We start from the raw sequence: 22,574 nt of genomic DNA, 5'->3' as shown, positions 1-22,574 counted from the left end.
TAGTAGATTGACAGAGAAAGAATACGCTTGGAGTCTAGTTGTTGGATCGTACTTTGATGGTTACATCTATTGGATCACCATTACTGCCGACGGGTTGATTCGTGAAGAAATAAATCGCAGGTATGGGTGGAATTCCAGAAAGCACATAGGGAGCTGGTCCGCTAAAGATGCCGCAATCAATCGGGTTTTGAGCAGTACTTCCGTAACCCGCAGCAAGAGCGGGAGAGCCGTTTTTTAATTTCCAGTAGGCGTCGCTATTCGTAGCGGCTTCGAAAACAGTGCTCATGTTAACGTTCGCTTTATTGCCATTTTGCGAGCCAAACTGCGTGCCTGACGCAATATTATTGGAAATAAGATTGCCCGTTCCTTCAAAAGTCCCTGCGTAAAGAATGTTGTTGGTGATGGTGCTATTGTGAGCCGTCACTTTTCCCCGTCGGAATATGTTATTTTGCAGAATAACAACGGCATTTGCATGCATGTTTAAAGCTGACACTGTCGTGGCATCGCCAGAAGCTGCATCACATCCTATGTAATTATTGGTAACAATGATGCTATTAGAAGGATAGTTGATGTTAATTATAAAACCGTAATTTTGAGTAATTAGAATGTTCGTTACGGGATTAGAAATATTGTTCTGCTTGTAATTCAAATGAATTGCCCCTGTATATTGATCTAATACGTTAGAACTAATTCTTGAGAACTTATTACGCTTTATAGTGACATTATCACAATAAATATTAAGACTATTATTATCGAAATCTAAACCCATAACTACTGAACCATCGGCTCCTGCATTAAAAATCATGTACGAAGTCTTTGCCGTCAAACTTAAAACCTGGAGTCCGACGTTTAAATCCAAAAAGTAACCAGGTCCTAAGATAACCAGCTTTTTAACTGAGGTTAGCGAGCCATAACTAGTGGGTGATCCTTCCAGGTGTAACGTGTCACCGGACGCTGCACCATTATGAGCAGCCTGCAAAGTGGTAAAATCAGCGGCTACTCCATTATTATTATTAACTCGCCAAATTTTTGCATGGGTGCTCGTGCAAGTCCACGCGAGGACCGCTACCAGAAGTAGAATGTGTTTCATACAGGAATTAGGTTAATTAATGGGTGTATAGCAAGCTCATTTATAGTTAAAAATAAGTTTGCTATGAAAACTTAACCACTGATTGGATATATGGACAAATGGACTAAATATAACTGAATAATGAAATGCCTATAAATGGGTATTTGCTGTTAAGGCAATACTAAGCGTTAAAATGTTTTGTGCTCTATATTTTTCACATTACTTCTTGTAATAATAGACCAAATATAAAGTAATAAATGAATGGATTTTTAGACAGTAAGAGACTACATGAATAATATATTTATAGTTTTAATTAACTATAATTTATCTCCCCTAAGCACTGCTTTTCTAAAGACAAAACTAAAAAAATACCAATGCTCAATTTTTGTTCGTACTGTAATGATCACGGTTACTCAAGTAACTCAGCAATGGTTGATTTATTCTTATCTCATACCTAAGAGTAATGGCGGTTATTTACGCGATAGAAAAAATGGCTGCTACAGAGAAAAAGGATTGGTTTGTTGGCTTCACTTTTACCACAGGCTACGGCGAAACAGTGTATTTTTAGTCAGTCCTAGGGAAAAGAAGAAATAGTTATTATTTTAGATTATATATAATAATTCATTTACCTCTAATGCATTTAGACAAGACAAAGCTTCGTCAATTAATCGAGAAAGCCAATACCCTAGATATAGGATTATCAAATGGCTTTCAGACCATCTCTAAGCAGACGCCCCCGGCGAAACAATTAAGTACTTTACTTTCGGGCCTTTCTGGATGGTTAACAAAACATCCTAATCTAACCAATGGGGCGTCGTATGGAAAGAAACTTGCTGAACTAAAATCTAAATTACCTGACTCCAACAGCCGTCAGGGTTCATGGATTTCGGATCAAGCAGTAAAAGAATTGCGAACAGGTCTTATCAATCTTCTGCGATTGATTGATAAGGAAAATAAATCAATATTTATCGTTCATGGTAGGGACTTATCCATGCGCGACAATGTTCAGAGTGCCTTGAGAGGATTGGGATTGCCAACGGTTATATTGGAGCGGGAAGATGATGGTGGTCAGACAGTGATCGAAAAATTCATTAAAGAGGCTGATCGCTGTGAATATGCTGTGATTGTTTGTTCAGCGGATGATGAAGGGCGTCTGCGTGTAAAAGGCCGTAGCAACAAAGATGCACCGACAAAGCCAAGAGCACGACAGAACGTTGTATTAGAGCTGGGCTATTTTTTAGCCAAATTAGGCCGTAAAAATGTCTTCGTACTACACCCCGAAGAAACTATTGAACAACCCAGTGATTTTACTGGCGTGGTTTATCAGACCTATGATAAAGCCGGCAAGTGGAAAGCAAAACTGGTACGTGAGCTAAAAGCCGCTGGCTTCAAGATCCCCGTTAATTTTTCAGATCGTATTTGATATACTCCTCTATTCAAAGGTACAGAGGAGTTTGAACTAGGCTGACGGTTGTAGGGCGTGTAGGTACTCAGCCGCTTTCTGAGCGTGAGAAGCCGCCTGAATGATAAAGCGTTTATCCTGTTTGAGCACGTCCAGCCAAGATTGAATGTAAGCTGCATGCTGGCTTTCCGGCATGGGTTCGAAGCCCAGATCAGCCGCCAAGAAGCAAGCTCCGAGTTCAGCGACCAGTTCCTCTTTGGCGTAGCCCGCGTCACCAAAGCTCTTACGACCTAAATCACGGTTCAGGCGGCTGGGGTGACGAGTCCAGTGGGTAATTTCATGGGCCAGTACGGCGTAGTAGCTTTCGGTGCTTTCAAAGCTTTCGAGGGGCGGCATTTGCACCCGATCCGTCGTGATCGAGTACGAAGCCTGCGTACCCGTATAGACATCCGCTTTGGTCTCGGCAAAGAAGCGGTCTAAGGTTTCATTGCGAGCTACTGATGATGTTTCTTTTGGCGGTTGAACGGTATAGAATCGTTCGTCCAGCCCTTCAATTTGCTGGGCATTAAAAACCGTATAGGATTTTAAGAACGGAATGGATCGCGTCGTAATGTCTCCCGAGGCGTCTTCTTCCTCCCGCGTGATTGTGTTGGCATAGACCACGAGTGATCCCTTCTCGCCTTTTCGAACATTGGCTTTTAATTCCAACGCCTGCTTGAACGTCATCCAGTAGGGAGATACATATCCTTTTTCAGCGGCAGTGCTCCAAAGCAGCAGTGTGTTGATACCCGTGTAAGGCTCCTGATTCCAACGCAAAGGCCGCCTGATGTGACCATTCAGGTGCTCGGCGTTCCAGGGCTTACGCCAGGTGAGCTGGCCTTGCTCTAAATCCGCCATGATTTTACCGGTAATGCGGGCATAGAGATCGTTGGTAGGTGGGGATGCATCGCTGGCGTGATGAGAAGAAACGGAAGGTGAAGAACGGGTCATGAGGAAAGCTCCATGTCAAGAGAGGGTTTACAGGAATGAAAATACCTGGCTATCAAGCGAGTGCACCAACCAGAATTTTGGCTCGCGAGGAAGGCTGAAAGCCGGGGAAAATTGTGGTTGGGGAAAGCGAGCGGGCCAGGTACATTCCTGGCTATAAACCCGATTGACGATGGCAGTCTTGATTTGATGTACCGCTTCCAAACCCTGTTTCACGCTTAAGGCAGCAAGCCCTCATCGGCTAAGGACCGATAATGCTGAGGCGTGATGATGAGGTGGTCTAAAATGGCAATGTCAAGTAGCCTGCCGCCTTCCCTTAACTTCGTCGTCAGGGTTCGATCAGCGGAGCTAGGCGTCAGGTTACCACTAGGATGGTTATGAGCCAGGATCAAACTGGTCGCTCCGGCTTTCAGGGCCGTAGCAAAGATCAGACGCGGATCCGCCAGGCAGGACGTTAACCCACCCGACGAAATCGTCGAAACACCCAGACAGTGGTTATGTTGGTTTAACAGGAGAATTCTAAATTCTTCGACAAGCTCGATGCGATTTTCATTCCAAGTCCGGCGAAGAATCTCGTAAGCAGTCTGCGAAGAACAGACCTGAAGTCGGTTTTCGTACGCAATGGGGTTGCGATAGACGAGTTCGATCTCATTGACTTTTAAAAGCGAGGTCACATCCAATGCTTCTGCTGTCATCTAGGCCTCCGCGTTCCGAAGCCGGGCTAAATGCCAAGTGTGCACATCCCGATGTGGAGTAAAGACCGGGCTCATCGTCTTATGATGCAGACCTTCGATGGAGCGGATCGAATTTGTGAGATAAGCCGTGGCTCGTTTGCCCGCTGCATCGTGATCCATCCAGGAATACAGCGTTTGGTAGCCGTAATGCTGCAAATAAGGGTACACCTGCCCTAAACACTCGTACGCATTCAAGACCAAACTATCCGATTGAAACGGGGCTGTATTTCTGGTACGAGCCGAGAGAAAATCCCAGCAGCTTTTAAAGACGTGCACAGTAGCCGTACCAGGAACGCTGCCTCGAATGAAGGATAGGGCTTTAGGCCGAAGGCAGCCTTTAAAGAAAGGATTGCGTAATTCATAGCCGCCCTCTTCGTTATCAAAACCTAAAACGAAAAGATGCTTTCTGGTTTTCTTATGGAGCACATAGACCTGCTTGAGATGCTGCTGGGCAACCACCAGCGGAATACCCTGTTTTTCCAGGTAGCGGATGAGGCCCAGATGCTCGATGAGGCCAGCTTTTTTGAATACCAGTAGAGCGTCTTCACATTGATGCGGATCTGAATGGCCGTACAGTTCCAGCGGAAGGTGATCGGGCCTGCGAACCATGTTATCGATCCAACGCTTCGCATCCGCCTGGGTAGAGGCTTCCTTTTGAAAGGCTAAATATTCACAGACAAAATCCAGGAGTGTGCCCCCCTTTTCGAGGCTGGTGTCATACCATTCATTCGTATCCCGTTTGATACATAACGTAGGCAAATGCTCGGGATGAAAGGGGGATGGATAAAAAGAGCATGACGCGTCGAGTGAAGCCGGTAACAGATGAAGCTTGACCAATATTTCGGAAATAGATATATGGTTAGCAGGTTCGCTATTCATTAGAATTCTCGCTAGAAATCGGTGGGTGACGAACTAGGGCCGGAAAAGTTTTCGCAGTACTTTCGGCCTGTCTGTTTTAAGAGCAGAGTCTTTCTTGCAGAAACGCATCCAGATCGCTGCGGCGGTAACGGACCGACCGACCTATTTTGATGCGTTTGAGCGGATAGCGTTTGGTACATGCCCAGACCGATAAGGTATCCGGGGCCACTCCCAGATACTTGGCAGCGGTTTTCCGATCCATTAATTCGGGCAGCAATGGGGTTGGTATAGAGTTATCAGAGATCACTCCCTGATACTTGGTAGCGGCCTTCCGGTCTATTAACTCGGGCAGGATTGGGGTTAGCATAAAAGACTCCTTTTAATCAAAAGCTGTAACGAGGTTGGTGTTTGCTTTTTTGTTACAGATCCAGTCCGTACAGGACAGCTTTGGGAGCGTCAATTCAATTCGAGATTGATTAATGAAGGTTAAACAGGATCAACTTTATTGATAGCGGTGCCTAGAAATTCACCGGTCTGGCTTAGGCAATTTCTTATCCGATAAACGCATCAGGCAATTAACGGCTGCCCGCTTGAGCAGGTTGGGATCTTCAGTAATCCGACCCGCCAGACGAGCCGCTTCCGCATAAACAGATAAAGGGTCTTCAGGGGTAAAGTGTTTATCAATTTCAATTGCTGGCATTCCAAATCGGATGACGCTTTCCATCTCAAAAATGGACACATAACCAAGCTCAGGTGAGCCGAATCCTAAATCACATAAACCAAATGCGATATCAGGATCCATGGGGTTAAGTTCTGTTAAAATCCAGGTAGCTCTTCCAAAAGGAGTAAAGAGCTTGACTACAGGCATACGATCCACGTCATTGCCATCTAAATGATCCTGACCATTGATGAGCATTCGTTCTTTTAAATCCCGTGAAAGAAGATCGGACATCCTCTACCTCCGCATACTAGAGTCCAAAACGTTGAACGTACACCGTTAGAAAATGAGTTAGAGGTTAGATTTCAAATATACCACAAGGATAACCAGCAAATCATTTCAGCTAAAAAGCCAATGTAGGCCTCTCCATTTTACATTTGGATCATGGGAAAACCTTCTATATTAATATTAATGGAGGCAGAGGTAGTGATATAAACATGTAATTACATTTGAGGATGGTATATGAATCCGTTGCCTGTAATTATTGTGGCGATATTGAATTGATAAAGCGTCATACCGTAACGCCAGGAGATAAGCCACCTTAGCGATGTGGAAACTTTTATTAAAAATTACGTTAATCAACAAGGTCATGAGCGGAAGATTCAAGAAAAGATGGTATAAATAAGCCTTAAATGGTAGTGATATCAGGAAAATGGGACGAGTGCTCGTTATAAGCCCTATAACTGTTGCTAAAAAACTAGCATCCGCCGCTGCGATTACGTCGTTTGTTGTAATCCATAATATGAGTTAAAAATAGTAATGACCTCATTTTAAATGATTGATGAAATGTGCCCATCATGGAATGGAGCAATCGATTCTTTTTTAATTTACACTTCTAGATACAATCAAAATTTATATTTTCAATTTATTCTAATAGCTAGAAATTATAAAACAAATGGCATTAATCCCCAAAATTAAAACATATCATTTTGTGCCTGATAAATATGGTTCAGAGCTACTATTAGATATTGGACGCATTGAAACCCTTAAAAATTATGTGTTAGACAGCACATTGCATCAACTTAGTTTTTACGAAATTATTTTTATCACAGCGGGATCAGGAACATTTCTATTGGATGAGTATAAAATGCCTTTATATCCGCAAACTATTATTTTTACAAGCCCTGGACAACTTCGCCGCTGGGAAATCGAGACCGAGGTAAAAGGGTATTCCTTATTTTTTGAAAAAGACTTTCTCCATCTTTTTTTTTCGGATGAGCTATTTCTGTACCGTTTTCAATACTTCAGTCAGTATTCACATCCCACCAATATGCAGATAGGTGAAACATCATTTGAGAAGTGCCTAGAACTTTTATATGAAATAGAGCGAGAGTTCGAACAAATTCAGAATGACAGCAATCATCTGATTAGATCGATACTATATCAACTGCTCGTCATTCTCAATCGCTATTATGCGAGTGTTTACAATATTCAACGGGATACCTATGTGCATGCAGATTTTTATAGATTCCGGTCTTTGTTGGAAAAGAGGTTTTTACAGGACCACACCGTTGAAGCATATACCCAAATGCTTCATGTGAGCCCGGGATTCCTTAATAAAATCTGCAGACAGTTTAGTGGATTATCAGCACTGCAAATGATTCATTGCAAGCTAATTTCAGAAATAAAGAAAAGACTATATCAAAACAAATCTATAAAAGAAATTTGTTTTGAGTTTGGATTCTCAGATCCGTCCAATTTTAACCGATTCTTTAAAAAACTTACTAATACTACTCCTCAGCAATACCGAAAGAAATTATAAAATGACAACTTTAAAGATAAAATGACCTTTTTGCAGGGCACCCTTATTCCCAATTTTACAGAAAAAAGGAATATGATAAAATCAACAACACTAAGTCTTCTATTCTTCGTAATGAATTTGCTTTGGGTAAAAGCAGAACAATTGCATGTGAATCCTAAAACGGGCAATGACAACAATTCTGGATTAAAAACCCAGCCGTTAAAAACGCTTTTAGAGGCAGCAAGGCGTGTCAATCTAAACAAAGATCAAGCAGAAACAACAATCATCCTTTCAGAAGGCATTCATGTATTAACCCAGACTGTTTTATTTAACAATGATAAATACAGCTTCACCAACCGTCTTGTCATTCGTGCGGAAGTTATGCCTGATGATACAGACTGGACACCTAACAAAATGCCGATTGTAGTAACGGTTGTACCCCTTGAACCCGGTGTAGGAGGAAAAGAAGCAAAAGGTATACAACCCGAGGTTAGCCATGTTACTATTGAAGGTCTGCGGTTTACAGGCAGTCCTGATTATACTTACCTCGATGATAACAATTTACGACGATCTTATCCCATATGGCGTGATGGGAAAAAACTGGATGATCTGCTCGTCACACAATGCCTGTTCGCCGGAAATGTAGATGTATTACCATTACATGTAGGAGTTATAGCCAATGGCTATGGTCTGGTTATCGATCATTGTGTCTTTTTCAATTGTAAAATTCCAGTTGTTTTTTGGAAAAACGATGGAAAGAATGGCAGCCACAGTGCAATGCGACATTCATTGGTATACGGTGGTTATTTCTGTGGTGTATGGACTACACAAGGTACCAATGGAGATGAATTCGACTTCCATCACAATATCATTGCTAATACGAGTACAATATGGATAAGGGAAAAGGGAAGCACACGCCGGTATAAAGCTTCTGATTGCATTTTTGTCAATTATAATAAACTAGCAGGATATGGAAGCGGCCCATTAAGCGACAGTGATGCCACACCAACAGACTTTCTAGTAATGAAAAACATACAAACCACCGGAAATGTAGTCATCGAAAAAGATCAGAGTAAACGAAATTACCTTCAATTAGCAGAAGGATCAATGGGATCGAACTTAAATGCAGGGCTTTTTAAAAGGAGAGAGACAAATTAATAGTCTTTTTATTCCCTATAATATCTTTTCGAAATGCCCTAACTTTTTTGAATTAAATCTCTTCTTGTTCTGAGAAATTGATTTGAACAGCAAAGAATGGGGAAAATTTAATAAATCCAGTAAAAAATACAGAATAATCAAAAAAGCCAGCAGTTAATCGAGCGAATCGCTAAGCCGAAACTGCTGGCAAAAAAGTTTTAAAATCATACCTATAATAGCTAAAAGGAATACAAATTGGGAAATAGAATTCTGCAGACAATTAACTTTATTTGTTGAACAAAAATGGAAAATCCCCCAAAAGTTAGACGGAATTAGGATTTAGTTACGTAGTACTGATCTCGATTTTCATCAGGCTCATTGCCTTTAACTTAAGTTTGATTCGGTGCTTATTGTAATAATGAATACAGCCTTGATCTCCTTGGTAGCACCTCTATAGAGTCATAGGTATTCAGATAAAAAGTTCGGACTTGAGCGTGCCAAAAAAATTCTTCATCACGCATTGTCTAGATGGTCCGGCAGTTTGCTTTTCGGGACATCTTCTGAATAATGCCTCGGTCTTTTAGCCAGGTTTGGTAAGATCCCTCTGGTAGGACCAGCCCTGATCCGAATGGATCAGTACGCCTTCTTTCAATGAGCCTATTTCCTTTTTCAAGCATCTCTATGACCATTTTGAATACAGGTCTTCTCGAGAGTTGATAGCTAATAAGTTCCTGATTATATGGATCACACAGACACATACGGCTTTTCTCCTTTGACCTTAAATTCGGTCACATCCGTTACCAACTTTTAAGCAGGAGCGTTTACTTTGAAGTCTCTGACAGACATTATTAATCATGCTTGTTTAGCACTTGGTCAATGTAATCTGCATATTCCTGCATCATATGCGTGCGTTGAGTCAAAAACTGGGCACGGTCATAGGCCCGATCCACACTACTTTTCGGAACATGAGCGAGTTGTCGATCGGCAATGTCATGGGCATAGTTTAGTTTTTCTTTTATAATCCCCAAGGCCAGAGCTCGAAATCCATGACCCGTCATTTTCCCATTATATCCCATCCGCTTGATCGCCACTAGCATCGTATTTTTACTCATGTGGGTTTTGTGATTATAATAGCTAGGAAAGACAAAATCCCGACTCCCATTCAAAGTTTTAAGCTCTCGAAAAATCGCTAGCGATTGTCGTGACAAGGGAACCATATGAGGAAGATTCATTTTCATCCGCTGGGCAGGAATAATCCACATCGCTTTTTCAAAATGTATTTCTTCCCATTTAGCCTCTACCAGTTCACACGTACGAACAAACGTCAGCAGTAATAATTGGAGGGCGAGAAAAGTTTGGCGATGCACCTGATTCTGGTACTCATGAAGGCAAGCTAGAAATGCCGGAAACTCATCCACTGAGATGGAGGCATAGTGCCCCCGCTTGATTTTTTTCATCGCAGCCTCTAACCCATACGTCGGATCCTGTTCTGCCCGCCCAGTCGCAATGGCATACTTAAAGACGTGACCACACAAGGCCTTCATTCGCCGGGAAAGTTCAGGAGCTGTTTTTTCAATCTTTTGAAGGCAGCTCAGCATCATTAATGGTTTGATGTCTGCCAGTGGGAAATTACCCAGGGATGGAAATATATACTTCTCCAAGCGATGTTTGATGATCTCGGCGTGCGATGACTTCCATAAAGGAAGTTGCTTGTGATACCATTCCAAGGCCATCGTTTTGAAGTTCAGTTGCTGGTTCAGCGCCTGGGTTTGAGTCACTTGAACACGTTTCAAGACCGGATCGATGCCCAGCTTTAGTTCTTTTTTTATCTCTTCTTTGGCTTTACGGGCTTCGGCGATCGAAACAGCAGGGTACGCACCAATCGATATTCGCCTTTCTTTGCCATGAAGTCGATATTTAAGCCGCCAGAATTTGGTCCCATGCGGAGTCACTTCCAGGTATAGCCCTTCTCCGTCGGTAATCTTGTATGGTTTGTTTTTTGGTTTAGCGGCCTGACAGGCCAGATGGGACAATGCCATGTTTACACTCCCTGATTCTCATAGCGAAACGTTTGAGCAATAACCGACCCTTTCATGCCCCCAATCATGCCCCCATTTTTGATTAATGTGGGTATCAGATAGACGCAGACGGATAAGGTGAGGATATAATTAAGGTGCTGCGAAAATGGAATAATTTTCGCTCGCGTAACGACTGATAATGTCAGTAAAAAAGAGAGTGGTGCCCGTAGCCGCATTGCCAGATCCTTCCCAAATGTTTGAATTCATTGATATTAAAATGGATCATCCTGTTAGCTGCCCCCAAGTATGCCCCCAGTTACGATGAATGTCCATATAACCTAGGGTATCATCAAGCTATTCTTTAGGCAACGAAAATTTATGAAAAGCTGTACTAGAGTACCATCAATCATGTAGGCCGATGAACGGAGATGCCCTCAAGGGCTTCTGAAACGATGCTCTAGCTGACTTAAAAAGCAACCGCCACTTTGTATATCCGTGTTTCAAAAACAATAAGCTTATTAGCATTGGGCAAGATGATTTTCTGAACAGCCCCGCCAAAGAAGTCAGAAGCTCAACTGGCATTTTATACCTAACCTACTTAATGTTACCAAGCAGTAACAAACCCCAAAGGCAGCAGTTTGACTACACAATCATGGATACAATTGCTTGCCATTCCCTTTTCACAAAGAAACAATGTCAAGTTTTTTGATCATCTAATTCCAGGCATGCTTCAATCAAAGCATAAGAGTTATTCCTTTTTGTAGAAAGAAGTCGACTGATAACTTGACATTTTAGGTTTTGTTTTATGCTACTTTCAGCATAAAAAAACAATAAAACAATGCTAAAATTAGCATCAAATGGTGGCTTATTAGGACTGGCTTTCTTTGGGGCATACCCAATACACCAGGCACCCACTCATACACACCGAGCGGTAGTGGCAGGACTTGTAATTCGCTGAGCGTTTTCCTCCCCATGACTGCTCCGTTTAGCCATTTCGACAATGACTAATTTTGTATCAAAGGTTGGGCATTGTCTACGCCAGTGACAGTAATGCATGTTGACGAAGCCTAAGTATAAAGATTAAAATACGTTATTTAACTATCTAACTGTATGTAGCTTTAATTACAAAGTTGATACATATTTTTACTCTGATAAGAGGAGTATAGCTCAAAGATACCCCGCTCCCAAACAAACACCATTAAAGAGCTTGTGATGGGCATTGCACGCTTAAAAGAGCCTTTAGTGAGGAGTATGTATTTCGAAGCAAACAGATGAGAAGACCCTTACCTAAAAAAATCCCTTTAACCAACCGCCAAGTGGTTAAAGGGATAAATCAATCAATGGGATACACATCAAATCATTAAAGGCACAACCCGTATGTTTGATCACCCCGCCGCGACCGGACGGCTTAATGTTAAGGCAGCCGATGGGGTGACGATAGACAATGACTATCAGATAGCTTACAATGAGATTGTCGCATGCATGGAAGATGAAGAGGATGGGCCAGGGTATTTATATGTTGCCATGAAAGGTGAAATAGGTATCATCAAATAGGTATCATCGTTTACAACGCCCTTGGAAAGCAGACTGCCCCTACATCACCGAACCAGAAACAACCCCAATCCCGCACGAGGTCGTCGAACAGGTGGCTGAGGCTTTGGAGTTCTATCAGAAGGCACTTTGTACCATAAGATTATAGACTTTGACTGCATTGCTTCTCGTGATACCATAAAGATATGGGTTTGCGTGCTAAGAGCATTTTGAAAGCCCTCGCCCCTTACACAGAGACAGAATGATGAGTAATAGGCATGACAATGAAATTATGAAGCTCTTGGACAACAAAGTCGAGGGTAATTTTCGACAAATCTACTTAGGTCAAGACGGCAATTTCTACATCACTTATAATGGTGGTGACGTTCCGATTGATCAATTTAAAAGGCTCGAAAAGCATAGAGCAATAGTCAAACAACACCCTGATTGCCCTGATCTATTTATTTCTAAAAAGTGGAGAAAGAAGAATGACCGAAGCAGTTAACCCAGACACGCATGTCTTTGGCATGGGTTATCGGTATTTTGGTGCAACAACGTCACCTGTTGATCTTGTTTATCCTGTCCTTTTTACTGCTTCCTGGCCTTAGCGTTAGTGTGCTTGGGCAGGATAAGCCTTTGGGCATCATTTTTTAAAGGTAACTATCCATAGGTGCTCGCTGTGGTGCAGCAAAAAACTGCCGGTATTTGTAGACGTGTACACAGACTGGTGCACGCCCTGCAAACGGATAGAGCAGAAAATCTTTGCCCTGCCAAATGTCGCATCGCCATTTTCCTCCTAAGTGCTTGAATTCATGGATTGTATAACAGGTTTTGTTGTGGAGTGCCCCCAACCATGCTTCCAATTAGCATGAATGTCCAGATCACTATAAGAGCCAATACCTTTTTTACAACAAAAACTATTCAAAAATGTACTCAAGTGCCATTGATCATTCGAGCCTTTCAACAGTATTATTAAAGCATGAGGTAGTGCCACTATTGCTTCTATTTGTATGAGATCCGCTACAACAACAGTACATTTCATTCGGCAAGCATTGTTTTAGCAAGATGCCCCTACCCCTACAGACAAACTTTGGTGGAGAGTCTTCTGTTAGCCAAAGAGAAATTACTTGAACAACTGACCAAATTTATTTTTTTAACTTCTATTCAACAGGGGGCTGAGCAGTTAGTGATTGAAGAGAGAGGCTCTACCCGATTCAGTTGTCTAACTCTAAAGGCAACAACTGACAGTTGTAATTTTATCCCTTACGATCAGATCAAGTAGTGGCTACAACATAGATAAATTAGGATTCTCACGACAGGAAAAAATGGGGATTAGTGGTGTTTCGTAGACTTTGTGTAATCCATCTTTACAAAAACATGGCCTACCAAGGCTCGGCTACTAGCCAGACGAATCATTACCTTTACTTGGTTGAATAATTAAAACGCTGTATAGTTGCGGCGGACCAGGCCTAAAATTAGTACTGAAGGGGACACATATAACAAGCCTAGCTAACGTTAACTGGCCTAAAGCGTCTCGTCTACTCTCTACTTATAATAATCCCCAATAAATTTTAAAGTCCGTACCGCATCGCTTCATAGAAAGATAACATAATCAACATCATTCCTTGACAGGCTCTATCTAAAAGTACGTCTACATTTACCTGTAAAGCTTTACCTTCCACGTGTATGTCTTTACTACTAACCGATTTCACGCTGGTCACCCGCGTTTCAAACGGAGATGAGCGGGCCTTTCGAATCTTGTTTCACCGCTATCGAAACAAACTTTTCAGATTTAGCCTTCGCTACGTTAAATCTACGGCAGCGGCAGAAGACATTCTTCAGGATACGTTTTTAAAAATTTGGGAACAGCGTCAATCGCTCCAGCCCGAGCTAAACTTTGAGGCTTACTTGTTTCGGATCAGTCGAAATCAGATTTTTAACGAATTTAAGAAAAGTGCTTATCACGCTGCTTTCGAGCAGTTTGTCAGTCAAAATGCCGCAGAACATCAGCAAACGGAGTCGGAGGTTGTGTCGAACGATTATCAGGAAATTCTTCAGAGTGCATTAGAGCGACTTCCTCCTCAAAGAAGGCAAATTTTTCAGCTCAGTCGCATGGAGGGGTTATCTCACGAAGAGATTGCTCAGCAGCTAAATATTTCTAAAAATACCATTAAGGTACAGATCAATAAAGCCTTGAAAAGCATCCGTCAATCCTTGGAAATGAATTCAGAGGTATCTGTTCCGGTTTTTTTACTGGTCTCCCGGATGTTATATACGCCTGCAAGTGAATTATTTTTTCTGTTAGAGTAATACCTTACTGCACTTTGATTGTAGATAGAATAACAAGTCTGAAAAAGCGTTGAATACACCCGAATCCATAGCAAGCCTCTTTGATAAATATCTTCGCAATCAATGTGATGCGAAAGAACTTCACCTATTGAGTGAAGCGTTAAAGAAGCAGCCTTCCAGTGTTTTTTTTGATCTCATGGAGAAGGACTGGGATACGTTTGAAGAGGAGAATATTCCTGGTATTTCCTTTCAGAAAGGGGATGCAGTCATGAATACCATCCTCCGTAAAAAGCGGGTTTCGTTTGGTTCAAAAATACAGTTGAAAAATTGGGCAGCAGCGGCTTGCCTAGCCTTATTCGTTGTGGGGACCGCAGGGGCAATCGTACGCTGGTATCAAACTCAACCGGTAATTTATACGTCAACGCCTTTTCGTCCTTTACAACTTCCGGATGGTACCCAGGTACAATTAAATCATCAGGCACAAGTCTCATATCGGGAGTCATTTTGGGGAGATTTTCGTCGGGTGAAGCTCCGGGGTGAAGCTTTTTTTAAGGTATTTCCTAACAAGCATCAACCTTTCATCATTGAAAGCTCCCGGGCTTCCATCCGCGTCCTAGGAACGCAGTTTAATGCCAAACAACACAAACAGGGCCTTTGGGTAGCCGTTACGGAAGGGAAGGTCGTTTTGAGTAACGCTCAGGGGAACTCCGTTAGTCTGGTCAAAAATCAATGGGGGCAGGCTCTTGACAACGGAAGTCTGGAGGTAGAATCCGGTGATGTTCAAAATTACCTGAGTTGGCAAGAAGGTCGTTTTCTCCAATTCAAAAACGTTGCTTTTCCTATTTTAGTGAATCAACTGGAACGACTCTATGGTGTAAAAATGCTTTGGCCCGCTTCGATGCGGAATAAATACCTGACCGCCACAAGCCGCTATGAACCTTTAGCTCAATTGTTACCCAAATTATCGCTTTCGCTAAACATTAACTACCGAATCGAAAACGACCTAGTTGTTTTCTCAGAAAAGTAATCACTCAACTTTTACTACTCAAATCAACCACACCTCTGCAAGGAAGTGATCCGGTTCTTCGTGCCCTAAACGTACCTCTTTATGAAACGACTGCTCTGCTTCCTGATTGGAAGTTGCCTGCTCAGTGTGCCCGTACTCAGTTCTGCACAAGTGCATCACGCCCAATTAGGGCTTGGGTATCAGCATGAGCCTGCTCAGGACGAAATTGCTCAAAAGAAAATTTCTATTCACTTTAGTAACACTAGCTTAGAAACGGCTTTACAGGCCATTGCTGAAAAATCAGGAATTGGTATTTATTACAACCCCCACTTACTTCCCCGTAAGTCTGTGTCCATCCGGCTGGCAGACATCGCTTTGCAGCAGGCTTTTGAGCTACTTTTGAAGGATACTCCACTGGAGGCTATTTTTCGGGGAGGCGATGTGATCTTAAAGGAAAAACCCAAGCACAGTCCCGCCAAGACGACCTCTAAAACCCAGCTTCAGCAGAAGGAAATTACCGTTACAGGTGTGGTTACGGATGCGATAACCGGTGAGGCTTTGCCTGGCGTGCATGTGCTGATCAAAGGAACGTATAAAGCTACCGTTACTGACAGTAAAGGAAGGTATTCTCTAGCGGTGCCTAGCCCGGAAGCTATCCTTATTTTTTCGTACATCGGGATGGATACCCAGGAACATTCCTTAGGTAACCAGTCGGTGCTTGATGTCAAACTAAGGAGTTCAATCAAGGGTCTTAATGAAGTGGTGGTGATTGGGTATGGCACCCAGCTTCGCAAAGATTTGACCGGGTCTATTGGGTCCGTGAGTGAAAAGGCATTACGACAGGTACCGATTACGGGTATGGATCAAGCCTTGCAGGGGCGAGTGGCCGGAGTTCAGGTTACGCAAACTTCTGGTCAACCTGGTGGGTCAGTCAACATTCGTATTCGGGGTACGAGCTCGATTACCGCGGGTAATGAACCCTTGTACGTGATTGACGGCGTACCTTTCTACAATTGGGGAACGACGAACAATAATGGCCCGGCGGGAATTTTTGGAACCGGGGTTGTACATAACGCTTTGAGTGCCATCAATCCCAACGACATCGTTTCAATGGAAGTCCTCAAAGACGCGGCAGCGGCTTCTATTTACGGCTCCAGAGCAGCCAACGGCGTAGTCTTGATTACTACCAAACGAGGAAAAGCTGGTCAGGCCCGGGTGGAACTTGACGCGTACTATGGCATACAATCGGTTGCTCATCAATTACCAACGCTTCATTCCAGCCAATACGCAGAGCTAATAAATGAATCCAGAGCCAATGCACGGGCAGATTTAGGTAATCCGGCTTCGGTGCCTGTAGCCGCCCGGCCCATTCCCGAACTGGCGGATCCTTCCAGTCTAATAACCAGTACGAACTGGCAGGATCAGATTTTCAAAAAAGCGGCCATTCAAAACTACCAGTTATCCATTTCGGGGGGTAATGAATTCACCCAGTATGCATTGTCGCTGGGTTATTTTAATCAGGACGGGATCATTAAAGTTTCCGGTTACAAACGCTACTCAGTCCGGCTTAATCTGGATCAGCAGGTATTCAAAAAGTTTAAAATAGGCAGTAGTATCACCGTCAACAATGCGACGAATACCATCAACCGGGCGACGGGGAATGAATTGCAGGGCGGTTTAATCTATGGTGCTTTACTGCAAACGCCGACCATTCCCGTTTACGATGCTAGCGGCAACTATGCCCGTCCCAATTATACCAGCGGTTTTGCACTGATTGATAACCCCCTGGCATCCGCTCTGGAATACTGGCATCCCATCAATACAACCCGGATGATTGGCAGTTCTTACGCGGAATACACCTTTTTGCCCGGATTTACGCTTCGAACCAGCATCGGTCTTGATGCTAACTATTTGAAAAATAATATCTTCATTCCTACGTCTACCGGTACTCCGCCGCCCAGTGTAGGCTCCGGCTTTGCTTTTGCTTCTCAGGAATTAGGCTGGTTAAACGAAAATATTCTTTCATATTCCAAACATTTCCACGCTGATCATCACCTATCGCTGGTAGGTGGGGCCACGTTTCAGGGAGCAAACTTTGAACGGATGATTAGCCGGGTTACCAATTTCCCGAATGATTTGGTAACGACGACCAATGGAGGCCAGACCGATTTGACCAACTCTTTTCGAGAAGGCTGGCGGATGGCGTCTTTTCTGGCCCGGGCTCATTATGCCTTCCGTAGTAAGTATTTATTTTCAGTAGCCATGCGGGCGGATGGATCTTCCAAATTTGGTCCCCAAAAACGATTCGGGTACTTCCCTTCTATCTCCGCAGGCTGGAATATCAGTGAGGAACCTTTTCTGGTTAATCACCGCTGGTTGAATGATCTTAAAATCCGAGTTAGCTATGGATTAACGGGGAATAGCGAAATTCAGAATGGGGTCAATAGCTTGGCTTATTATGCCTACATCGGTAGCGTAGCGACGGCCAATTATGCCTTTGGCGGCAAAGCCGTGAACGGGTTAGCTCCCAACATCCTAGCCAATGCTCGTTTAGGCTGGGAATCTACCGCTCAATTTGATGTAGGGCTAGATGTAGGGTTGTTTAACAATCGACTCAACCTGGTTACGGATGTGTACGTAAAGAATACCAATCAAATGCTGGTGTCAGGTACTCCATTAGCCTATACGACGGGCTTTTCGGGATCTACGCAGAACATTGGAGGAATGCAAAACAAAGGATGGGAATTTGCGATTAACTCCGTCAATCTACCCGGAGCTTTTCGCTGGACGACTAGTTTGAATGCAGCACTCAATAAAAACCATGTCGTAAGTCTAGGGCAGGCCGATCGCCAGATTATTTTAAGCAGTAATACCCTCATCCGGGCAGGATTACCCGTAAGTTCTTTCTATGGCTATGTCATGGAAGGCATTTTCCAAAGTGCTCAGGAGATAGAAGCTTCTCCGGTTCAACCGTTTGCCAAGCCCGGAGACCTCAAGTTTAAAGATGTCAACGGCGATGGAGTAATTAATGATGATGATCGAACCATCATCGGTAATCCAACGCCTGATTGGGTGTATGGAATGACGAATGCCTTTTCCTACAAAGGCGTTGAACTGAACATCTTCTTTCAAGGTGTACAGGGCAATCAGATTTACAATGTCACTCGTCAGAAGCGGGAATCCATGCTGGGCCAGTATAATGGCTCCACGCAAACGCTCCACCGCTGGCATTCGGCGAGTGATCCTGGCGATGGAAAGACGCCCCGAGCCGTAGCGATAGATCGTAATAACAACAATCGCTTCTCTACCCGCTGGATTGAAGACGGATCTTTTCTACGACTGAGAAATATTTCCCTAGGGTACCAATGGCCCGCTAAACTACTGAATAAGTGGCACTTAAAAGGATTAAAAACCTACGTATCTGCTCAAAATCTAATCACCTTCACTTCTTACTCGGGTTATGACCCAGAAGTGGGCCGATCCGGGAACGATCCTCTGGTAAGTGGCTATGATGATGCGAATTATCCCTTGCAACGCATGTTCATGTTTGGTCTGAACCTTTCTCTTTAATCTTCCCATGAAAAGATCTATCTTCCTCCTCACGTTAGTGCTTGGCCCTGTATTATTTAGCTCTTGCGACAAATACCTTCAACTCGAGCACCGCTCGGTAGCCGATGAAAAATCGTTCTACAAAACTTCTCAGGATGCTATTGTAGCCACGAATGCTGCTTATAATCCGTTGCAGGAAATTCATCGCAGCACACAAGGAATTTGGCTTTTGGCAGAAGTGGCTTCCGACAATACCGATGACCCGGATGTATCCATTGATAATTTGACCTTAGGTACTAGTCACGCCGCGGTATTGCAAGCCTGGCAATACCACTACTTAGGAATTGCTCGCTGTAACACGGTACTGAATCGTTTACCGGGTATAAGCATGGACGCCAGCCTTCGGAACAGGCTCATGCTAGAGGCTCAATTTTTAAGGGGACTGTATTACTTCAATTTAGTACGTCTATTCGGCCCCGTTCCCTTAGTTACTCAGGAAACGAAAGACCTGGAACAGACCCTGCCGACTAATTTACCCGCCCGGGCTTCTGAAGATGAAATCTATACGCAGATTATCGCTGATTTTACCGCAGCAGAGGCTTTACCCGCTACGTATTCTTCTTCTGATTTGGGCCGGGCTACCCGTGGAGCAGCCAAAGCGTATCTGGCTAAGGTTTACCTAACCCGTAAAAACTGGGCACAGGCAGCAGCTAAGGCTAAGGAAGTAATGGATTCTCAAGTCTATCAATTGCTGCCTTCTTACGCAAATGTTTTTGCCGTTACGCAAAAGAATAGCCGGGAGTCCATTTTTGAAGTTCAATACTTTATCGGAGCTCAGTCTGGAACGGGCAACTTTCTGGGCCATAACCTGCATGAATTATTTGCTCCGGCGGGTTCAGGCTCTTCGGTTACGGGCGTTACGGGTAGTAATGGCGTAGGCCGAAATATCCCGAGTGATGAATTAGTCGAAGCTTATGAAGCAGGTGATCCTCGAAAAGAGGCTTCCCTCAAAACGTCTTATATCAATGCTTCAGGCAATGTAGTCAATGTCAATTACACCCTTAAATACCTCGATCCATCGGCAACTGGCGGAACCCAGGGGGGGAGTGGCGTTGGCAGTAGCAATTCCGTTCGGGTCTACCGCTACGCAGATTTGTTGCTCGTATATGCAGAAGCGTTAAATGAACAGCAGGGCGGTTCTCAGGAAGCGTTGGAAGCTCTTAACAGCGTCCGTCGCCGGGCTCGGTCGGGTCAATCTGGTGTTTTGCCCGATTGGACGGGTCTGAGCCAAGCCGCGTTAAGAGAGGCTATTGATCGCGAACGTCGCGTAGAGCTAGCCTTTGAAAACCACCGCTGGTTTGATTTAGTCCGCACCGGCAAAACCAAAGCCGTCTTAGTCCAGACCAAAAATATCCAGATTCGAAATACGCTTTATCCCATCCCTGAACGGGAACGAACCATCAATCCAAAGCTAACTCAGAACGACGGTTACTAACCCCTTACGCATTTTTATTCATCCGCTTTTTATTCAAACCAATTTCTAACTGTTTTTATCAATGAAGAAAATGAAAATTTCCACTCTTTTCGCTTCGGCTTCACTGGCTTGTTTACTGATAGCAGGCATTGGTTGCCAAACCGACCAAACGGAAGTGAGCCCTGCTACTACTCAAGGGTCACATGTAAATGTGGATAAAATCAAAGCATTTGCTCAAAATGCCGTAAAACCGGGTATGCAGGATCATTATGCCGCCATGGACGAGATGTATAAGAATTTAACTTTTGAAGAACTGGAAGTATTTAACAAAGAGATAAGCCGCTTAGGTTTAGAAAAAGAATTGCAATCAGCAGCCGGAGGCCGGGTAAGTGCTGCCCAGCAGGCAGCATTGGAAAAACATACGGCAAACGTGGAGATCTACCGCAGCGAAGTCAATAAGCTAGCTGTAAAGAAGTATGGCGTTTCGTTCAATAAACTCACGCCTGAACAACTCGATGGGATTTTAACTGGCATCGTGGCTCCTTCTCTTGGGAAGGAGGGAGCGAAAATAATGGCCTGTTCTTCCGCCAGTTTTCCCTATGTGACTAGCAAAACGGACAATGCTCCTGCCAATCATACGGGTTGGACTCGCCGGGCGACACCCAGTGCCCCTAATGACTGTGATTATGAATTTTCCTACAGCGGATTTCGTTCGGAAATTTCTGCAGATAATTACTTATCTCAGCTATTATGTAGTCATTGGAATTACAAAATTGCTAGAAGATCCGTCTTTTATCCTTCTGCTAGTATTACTTATTTGTTATTCGGTAACAGAGGGGTTCAATTATATACTGGTACTGCTAATTATGACGTAAACATGAGATAAGGACGTCTTATTGATTTATTAAAGCACTAAAAATCAACTTTAAAAGGCTGTTTTAACCATCCCTATACAGCTGAAAGTATGATTCTATCATAACTACTATTATGAAAAAGAAATCCTTTAGTTTATTTATTACTACTATTATTGGCACCAGCCTCATCTTGGGCTGCCAAGAGCCATCTTCCCAGCAAGTAACGCCTCAAAATGGGCAAGAAGTAGCGATGGCGGCTTTTGTTAAGCAGGGAGTAAATCAGGCGACCACCGAAGAGATGGAAAATTGGGTAGCTCGTTACAAAAAGCTGAGCTTTGATGAGTTAGAACTTTTTAATAAGATACTTAATACGTATGTTCTTGAAAAAACGACAAAAAACTTTTCTAATGCTCAGGGACGTGTAAGTGAAAGTCAGATGAGCCTTCTGACTGCTGAAGTTAAAAAACTTGAAGAGTTCAGCAAAAAAGTGAATCAGGCTTCTATGAATACTTACCACAAACCATACAATCAACTCTCAGAAGAAGAACTTAGCCTGGTGTTAACGAAGGTTCACCTTCCTATTGATTTATTGTACTGGCAAACGGCAGAGCCTATCAAAGCAGGAAAGGTGGCGGCTTGTTCTCAGGATTCGCATCCGTTTACGGCTTCTCTAGTGAATGGGGGAACAATCAGTCATACTGGCTGGTCTTACAAAAGTGATCCTAAACATCCCAATGACTGCGACTATCAGGTGAGGTATCCTGCCTACTCGGTTCGTTTTTCTCCAAGAAATCCGATCTCTAAAGCAATGTGTGATTCTTTCAATAACCGTATTGCTTACACCCAAAGGTCTCAAACCACCTATCTTTTATTTGGGAATAACCGGATAAATTTAGCGGGAGGTATGGGTACGTTTGATGTCGATATGCAATAGTATCCCTAATTCCACCCCCTTCTTTCGTTCTTGAAGCCTCTGTTAAAGGAGGCTTCATTTGTTTGTATTACCTTAGGTCATTCCGGGGGATCTGACTTTGGTCTATCCGAACAAGCGTTCAGACCCTACCAATGTTTACCTTATGTTAATATAAGTTAAGTATTAATTTATACTAATAGTTAAATTCTCGGTAAATAATTAAATTTAAGGCATTATCCCATACCTAATAAACTTATTATGCTGGCTTTAACTAGGCAATGTCCCTATTGCCACT

General features: G+C 43.3%; 18 protein-coding genes. 11 read left to right on the top strand and 7 right to left on the bottom strand.

Annotated elements, in window-relative coordinates:
* Nucleotides 1-34: 34 nt before the first annotated feature.
* Entirely contained in the window at nucleotides 35-1,090 is a 1,056-nt protein-coding gene (locus BWI96_RS10530) for a hypothetical protein (RefSeq protein ID WP_106636600.1), read from the bottom strand.
* A 613-nt stretch (nucleotides 1,091-1,703) separates the two neighbouring features.
* Here BWI96_RS10530 and BWI96_RS10525 point away from each other — a divergent pair.
* Nucleotides 1,704-2,492, top strand: coding sequence for a TIR domain-containing protein (locus BWI96_RS10525; protein ID WP_106636599.1), 789 nt, complete (start codon nucleotides 1,704-1,706; stop codon nucleotides 2,490-2,492).
* 36 nt (nucleotides 2,493-2,528) lie between these two features.
* Here BWI96_RS10525 and BWI96_RS10520 read toward each other — a convergent pair whose 3' ends face one another.
* From BWI96_RS10520 to BWI96_RS10500, 5 genes are all read right to left on the bottom strand, one after another.
* Nucleotides 2,529-3,461 carry an ArdC family protein gene (locus tag BWI96_RS10520; protein WP_106636598.1) on the bottom strand — a complete coding sequence of 311 codons (933 nt, stop codon included), beginning with the start codon at nucleotides 3,459-3,461 and terminating at the stop codon, nucleotides 2,529-2,531.
* Between the two features lie 215 nt (nucleotides 3,462-3,676).
* Entirely contained in the window at nucleotides 3,677-4,153 is a 477-nt protein-coding gene (locus tag BWI96_RS10515; protein WP_106636597.1) for a JAB domain-containing protein, read from the bottom strand.
* Nucleotides 4,154-5,071, bottom strand: coding sequence for a hypothetical protein (locus BWI96_RS10510; protein WP_157830307.1), 918 nt, complete (start codon nucleotides 5,069-5,071; stop codon nucleotides 4,154-4,156).
* 76 nt (nucleotides 5,072-5,147) lie between these two features.
* Nucleotides 5,148-5,417 (bottom strand): AlpA family transcriptional regulator, encoded by a 270-nt coding sequence (locus BWI96_RS22365; RefSeq protein ID WP_106636595.1) that lies wholly within the window; start codon nucleotides 5,415-5,417, stop codon nucleotides 5,148-5,150.
* A gap of 159 nt (nucleotides 5,418-5,576) precedes the next feature.
* The gene (locus BWI96_RS10500) at nucleotides 5,577-6,002 is read right to left on the bottom strand and encodes a DUF2958 domain-containing protein (RefSeq protein ID WP_106636594.1); all 426 of its coding nucleotides are present in this window, start codon (nucleotides 6,000-6,002) and stop codon (nucleotides 5,577-5,579) included.
* Between the two features lie 661 nt (nucleotides 6,003-6,663).
* Here BWI96_RS10500 and BWI96_RS10495 point away from each other — a divergent pair.
* Together BWI96_RS10495 and BWI96_RS10490 are read left to right on the top strand one after the other, a co-directional pair.
* The gene (locus BWI96_RS10495) at nucleotides 6,664-7,530 is read left to right on the top strand and encodes an AraC family transcriptional regulator (protein ID WP_106636593.1); all 867 of its coding nucleotides are present in this window, start codon (nucleotides 6,664-6,666) and stop codon (nucleotides 7,528-7,530) included.
* Nucleotides 7,531-7,551: 21 nt separating this feature from the next.
* Entirely contained in the window at nucleotides 7,552-8,667 is a 1,116-nt protein-coding gene (locus BWI96_RS10490; protein ID WP_106636592.1) for a hypothetical protein, read from the top strand.
* Nucleotides 8,668-9,494: 827 nt separating this feature from the next.
* Here the strand turns inward: BWI96_RS10490 and BWI96_RS10485 are convergent.
* Nucleotides 9,495-10,685, bottom strand: coding sequence for an integrase arm-type DNA-binding domain-containing protein (locus BWI96_RS10485; protein WP_106636591.1), 1,191 nt, complete (start codon nucleotides 10,683-10,685; stop codon nucleotides 9,495-9,497).
* A 1,356-nt stretch (nucleotides 10,686-12,041) separates the two neighbouring features.
* Between BWI96_RS10485 and BWI96_RS21575 the strand changes: the two genes are divergently transcribed.
* From BWI96_RS21575 to BWI96_RS10440, 8 genes are all read left to right on the top strand, one after another.
* Nucleotides 12,042-12,218 (top strand): hypothetical protein, encoded by a 177-nt coding sequence (locus BWI96_RS21575; RefSeq protein WP_157830306.1) that lies wholly within the window; start codon nucleotides 12,042-12,044, stop codon nucleotides 12,216-12,218.
* A gap of 492 nt (nucleotides 12,219-12,710) precedes the next feature.
* A complete protein-coding gene (locus BWI96_RS21570; RefSeq protein WP_157830305.1) occupies nucleotides 12,711-12,848 on the top strand; it encodes a hypothetical protein in 138 nt (45 codons plus the stop codon).
* Between the two features lie 1,032 nt (nucleotides 12,849-13,880).
* Nucleotides 13,881-14,504 (top strand): RNA polymerase sigma factor, encoded by a 624-nt coding sequence (locus BWI96_RS10465; RefSeq protein ID WP_106636587.1) that lies wholly within the window; start codon nucleotides 13,881-13,883, stop codon nucleotides 14,502-14,504.
* A 49-nt stretch (nucleotides 14,505-14,553) separates the two neighbouring features.
* Nucleotides 14,554-15,510 (top strand): FecR family protein, encoded by a 957-nt coding sequence (locus tag BWI96_RS10460; RefSeq protein ID WP_157830304.1) that lies wholly within the window; start codon nucleotides 14,554-14,556, stop codon nucleotides 15,508-15,510.
* An 81-nt stretch (nucleotides 15,511-15,591) separates the two neighbouring features.
* Nucleotides 15,592-19,059 (top strand): SusC/RagA family TonB-linked outer membrane protein, encoded by a 3,468-nt coding sequence (locus BWI96_RS10455; RefSeq protein WP_106636585.1) that lies wholly within the window; start codon nucleotides 15,592-15,594, stop codon nucleotides 19,057-19,059.
* A gap of 7 nt (nucleotides 19,060-19,066) precedes the next feature.
* Nucleotides 19,067-20,533, top strand: a complete 1,467-nt coding sequence (locus tag BWI96_RS10450; protein ID WP_106636584.1) for a RagB/SusD family nutrient uptake outer membrane protein — start codon at nucleotides 19,067-19,069, stop codon at nucleotides 20,531-20,533.
* Nucleotides 20,534-20,594: 61 nt separating this feature from the next.
* On the top strand, nucleotides 20,595-21,398 hold the full coding sequence (locus BWI96_RS10445; protein WP_106636583.1) for a hypothetical protein: 804 nt from the start codon (nucleotides 20,595-20,597) through the stop codon (nucleotides 21,396-21,398).
* Between the two features lie 101 nt (nucleotides 21,399-21,499).
* Complete coding sequence (locus tag BWI96_RS10440) at nucleotides 21,500-22,300, top strand: hypothetical protein (RefSeq protein ID WP_106636582.1); 801 nt, start codon at nucleotides 21,500-21,502, stop codon at nucleotides 22,298-22,300.
* Nucleotides 22,301-22,574 lie beyond the last annotated feature (274 nt).

The sequence above is a fragment of the Siphonobacter sp. SORGH_AS_0500 genome (assembly GCF_002838835.1).
GTDB lineage: Bacteria > Bacteroidota > Bacteroidia > Cytophagales > Spirosomataceae > Siphonobacter.
Note: the sequence above shows the minus strand (reverse complement) of the source record. Positions and strands in the feature narration are given on the sequence as shown.

What these genes read in the sequence shown, in the direction of transcription:
- BWI96_RS10525 (WP_106636599.1), top strand. Translation starts at nt 1,704, where the DNA reads ATGCATTTAGACAAGACAAAGCTTCGTCAATTAATCGAGAAAGCCAAT.
- BWI96_RS10530 (WP_106636600.1), bottom strand. Translation starts at nt 1,090, where the DNA reads ATGAAACACATTCTACTTCTGGTAGCGGTCCTCGCGTGGACTTGCACG.
- BWI96_RS10510 (WP_157830307.1), bottom strand. Translation starts at nt 5,071, where the DNA reads ATGAATAGCGAACCTGCTAACCATATATCTATTTCCGAAATATTGGTC.
- BWI96_RS10440 (WP_106636582.1), top strand. Translation starts at nt 21,500, where the DNA reads ATGAAAAAGAAATCCTTTAGTTTATTTATTACTACTATTATTGGCACC.
- BWI96_RS22365 (WP_106636595.1), bottom strand. Translation starts at nt 5,417, where the DNA reads ATGCTAACCCCAATCCTGCCCGAGTTAATAGACCGGAAGGCCGCTACC.
- BWI96_RS10520 (WP_106636598.1), bottom strand. Translation starts at nt 3,461, where the DNA reads ATGACCCGTTCTTCACCTTCCGTTTCTTCTCATCACGCCAGCGATGCA.
- BWI96_RS10450 (WP_106636584.1), top strand. Translation starts at nt 19,067, where the DNA reads ATGAAAAGATCTATCTTCCTCCTCACGTTAGTGCTTGGCCCTGTATTA.
- BWI96_RS10445 (WP_106636583.1), top strand. Translation starts at nt 20,595, where the DNA reads ATGAAGAAAATGAAAATTTCCACTCTTTTCGCTTCGGCTTCACTGGCT.
- BWI96_RS21570 (WP_157830305.1), top strand. Translation starts at nt 12,711, where the DNA reads ATGTCTTTGGCATGGGTTATCGGTATTTTGGTGCAACAACGTCACCTG.
- BWI96_RS10455 (WP_106636585.1), top strand. Translation starts at nt 15,592, where the DNA reads ATGAAACGACTGCTCTGCTTCCTGATTGGAAGTTGCCTGCTCAGTGTG.
- BWI96_RS10485 (WP_106636591.1), bottom strand. Translation starts at nt 10,685, where the DNA reads ATGGCATTGTCCCATCTGGCCTGTCAGGCCGCTAAACCAAAAAACAAA.
- BWI96_RS10515 (WP_106636597.1), bottom strand. Translation starts at nt 4,153, where the DNA reads ATGACAGCAGAAGCATTGGATGTGACCTCGCTTTTAAAAGTCAATGAG.
- BWI96_RS10500 (WP_106636594.1), bottom strand. Translation starts at nt 6,002, where the DNA reads ATGTCCGATCTTCTTTCACGGGATTTAAAAGAACGAATGCTCATCAAT.
- BWI96_RS21575 (WP_157830306.1), top strand. Translation starts at nt 12,042, where the DNA reads ATGTTTGATCACCCCGCCGCGACCGGACGGCTTAATGTTAAGGCAGCC.
- BWI96_RS10465 (WP_106636587.1), top strand. Translation starts at nt 13,881, where the DNA reads ATGTCTTTACTACTAACCGATTTCACGCTGGTCACCCGCGTTTCAAAC.
- BWI96_RS10495 (WP_106636593.1), top strand. Translation starts at nt 6,664, where the DNA reads ATGGCATTAATCCCCAAAATTAAAACATATCATTTTGTGCCTGATAAA.
- BWI96_RS10490 (WP_106636592.1), top strand. Translation starts at nt 7,552, where the DNA reads ATGACCTTTTTGCAGGGCACCCTTATTCCCAATTTTACAGAAAAAAGG.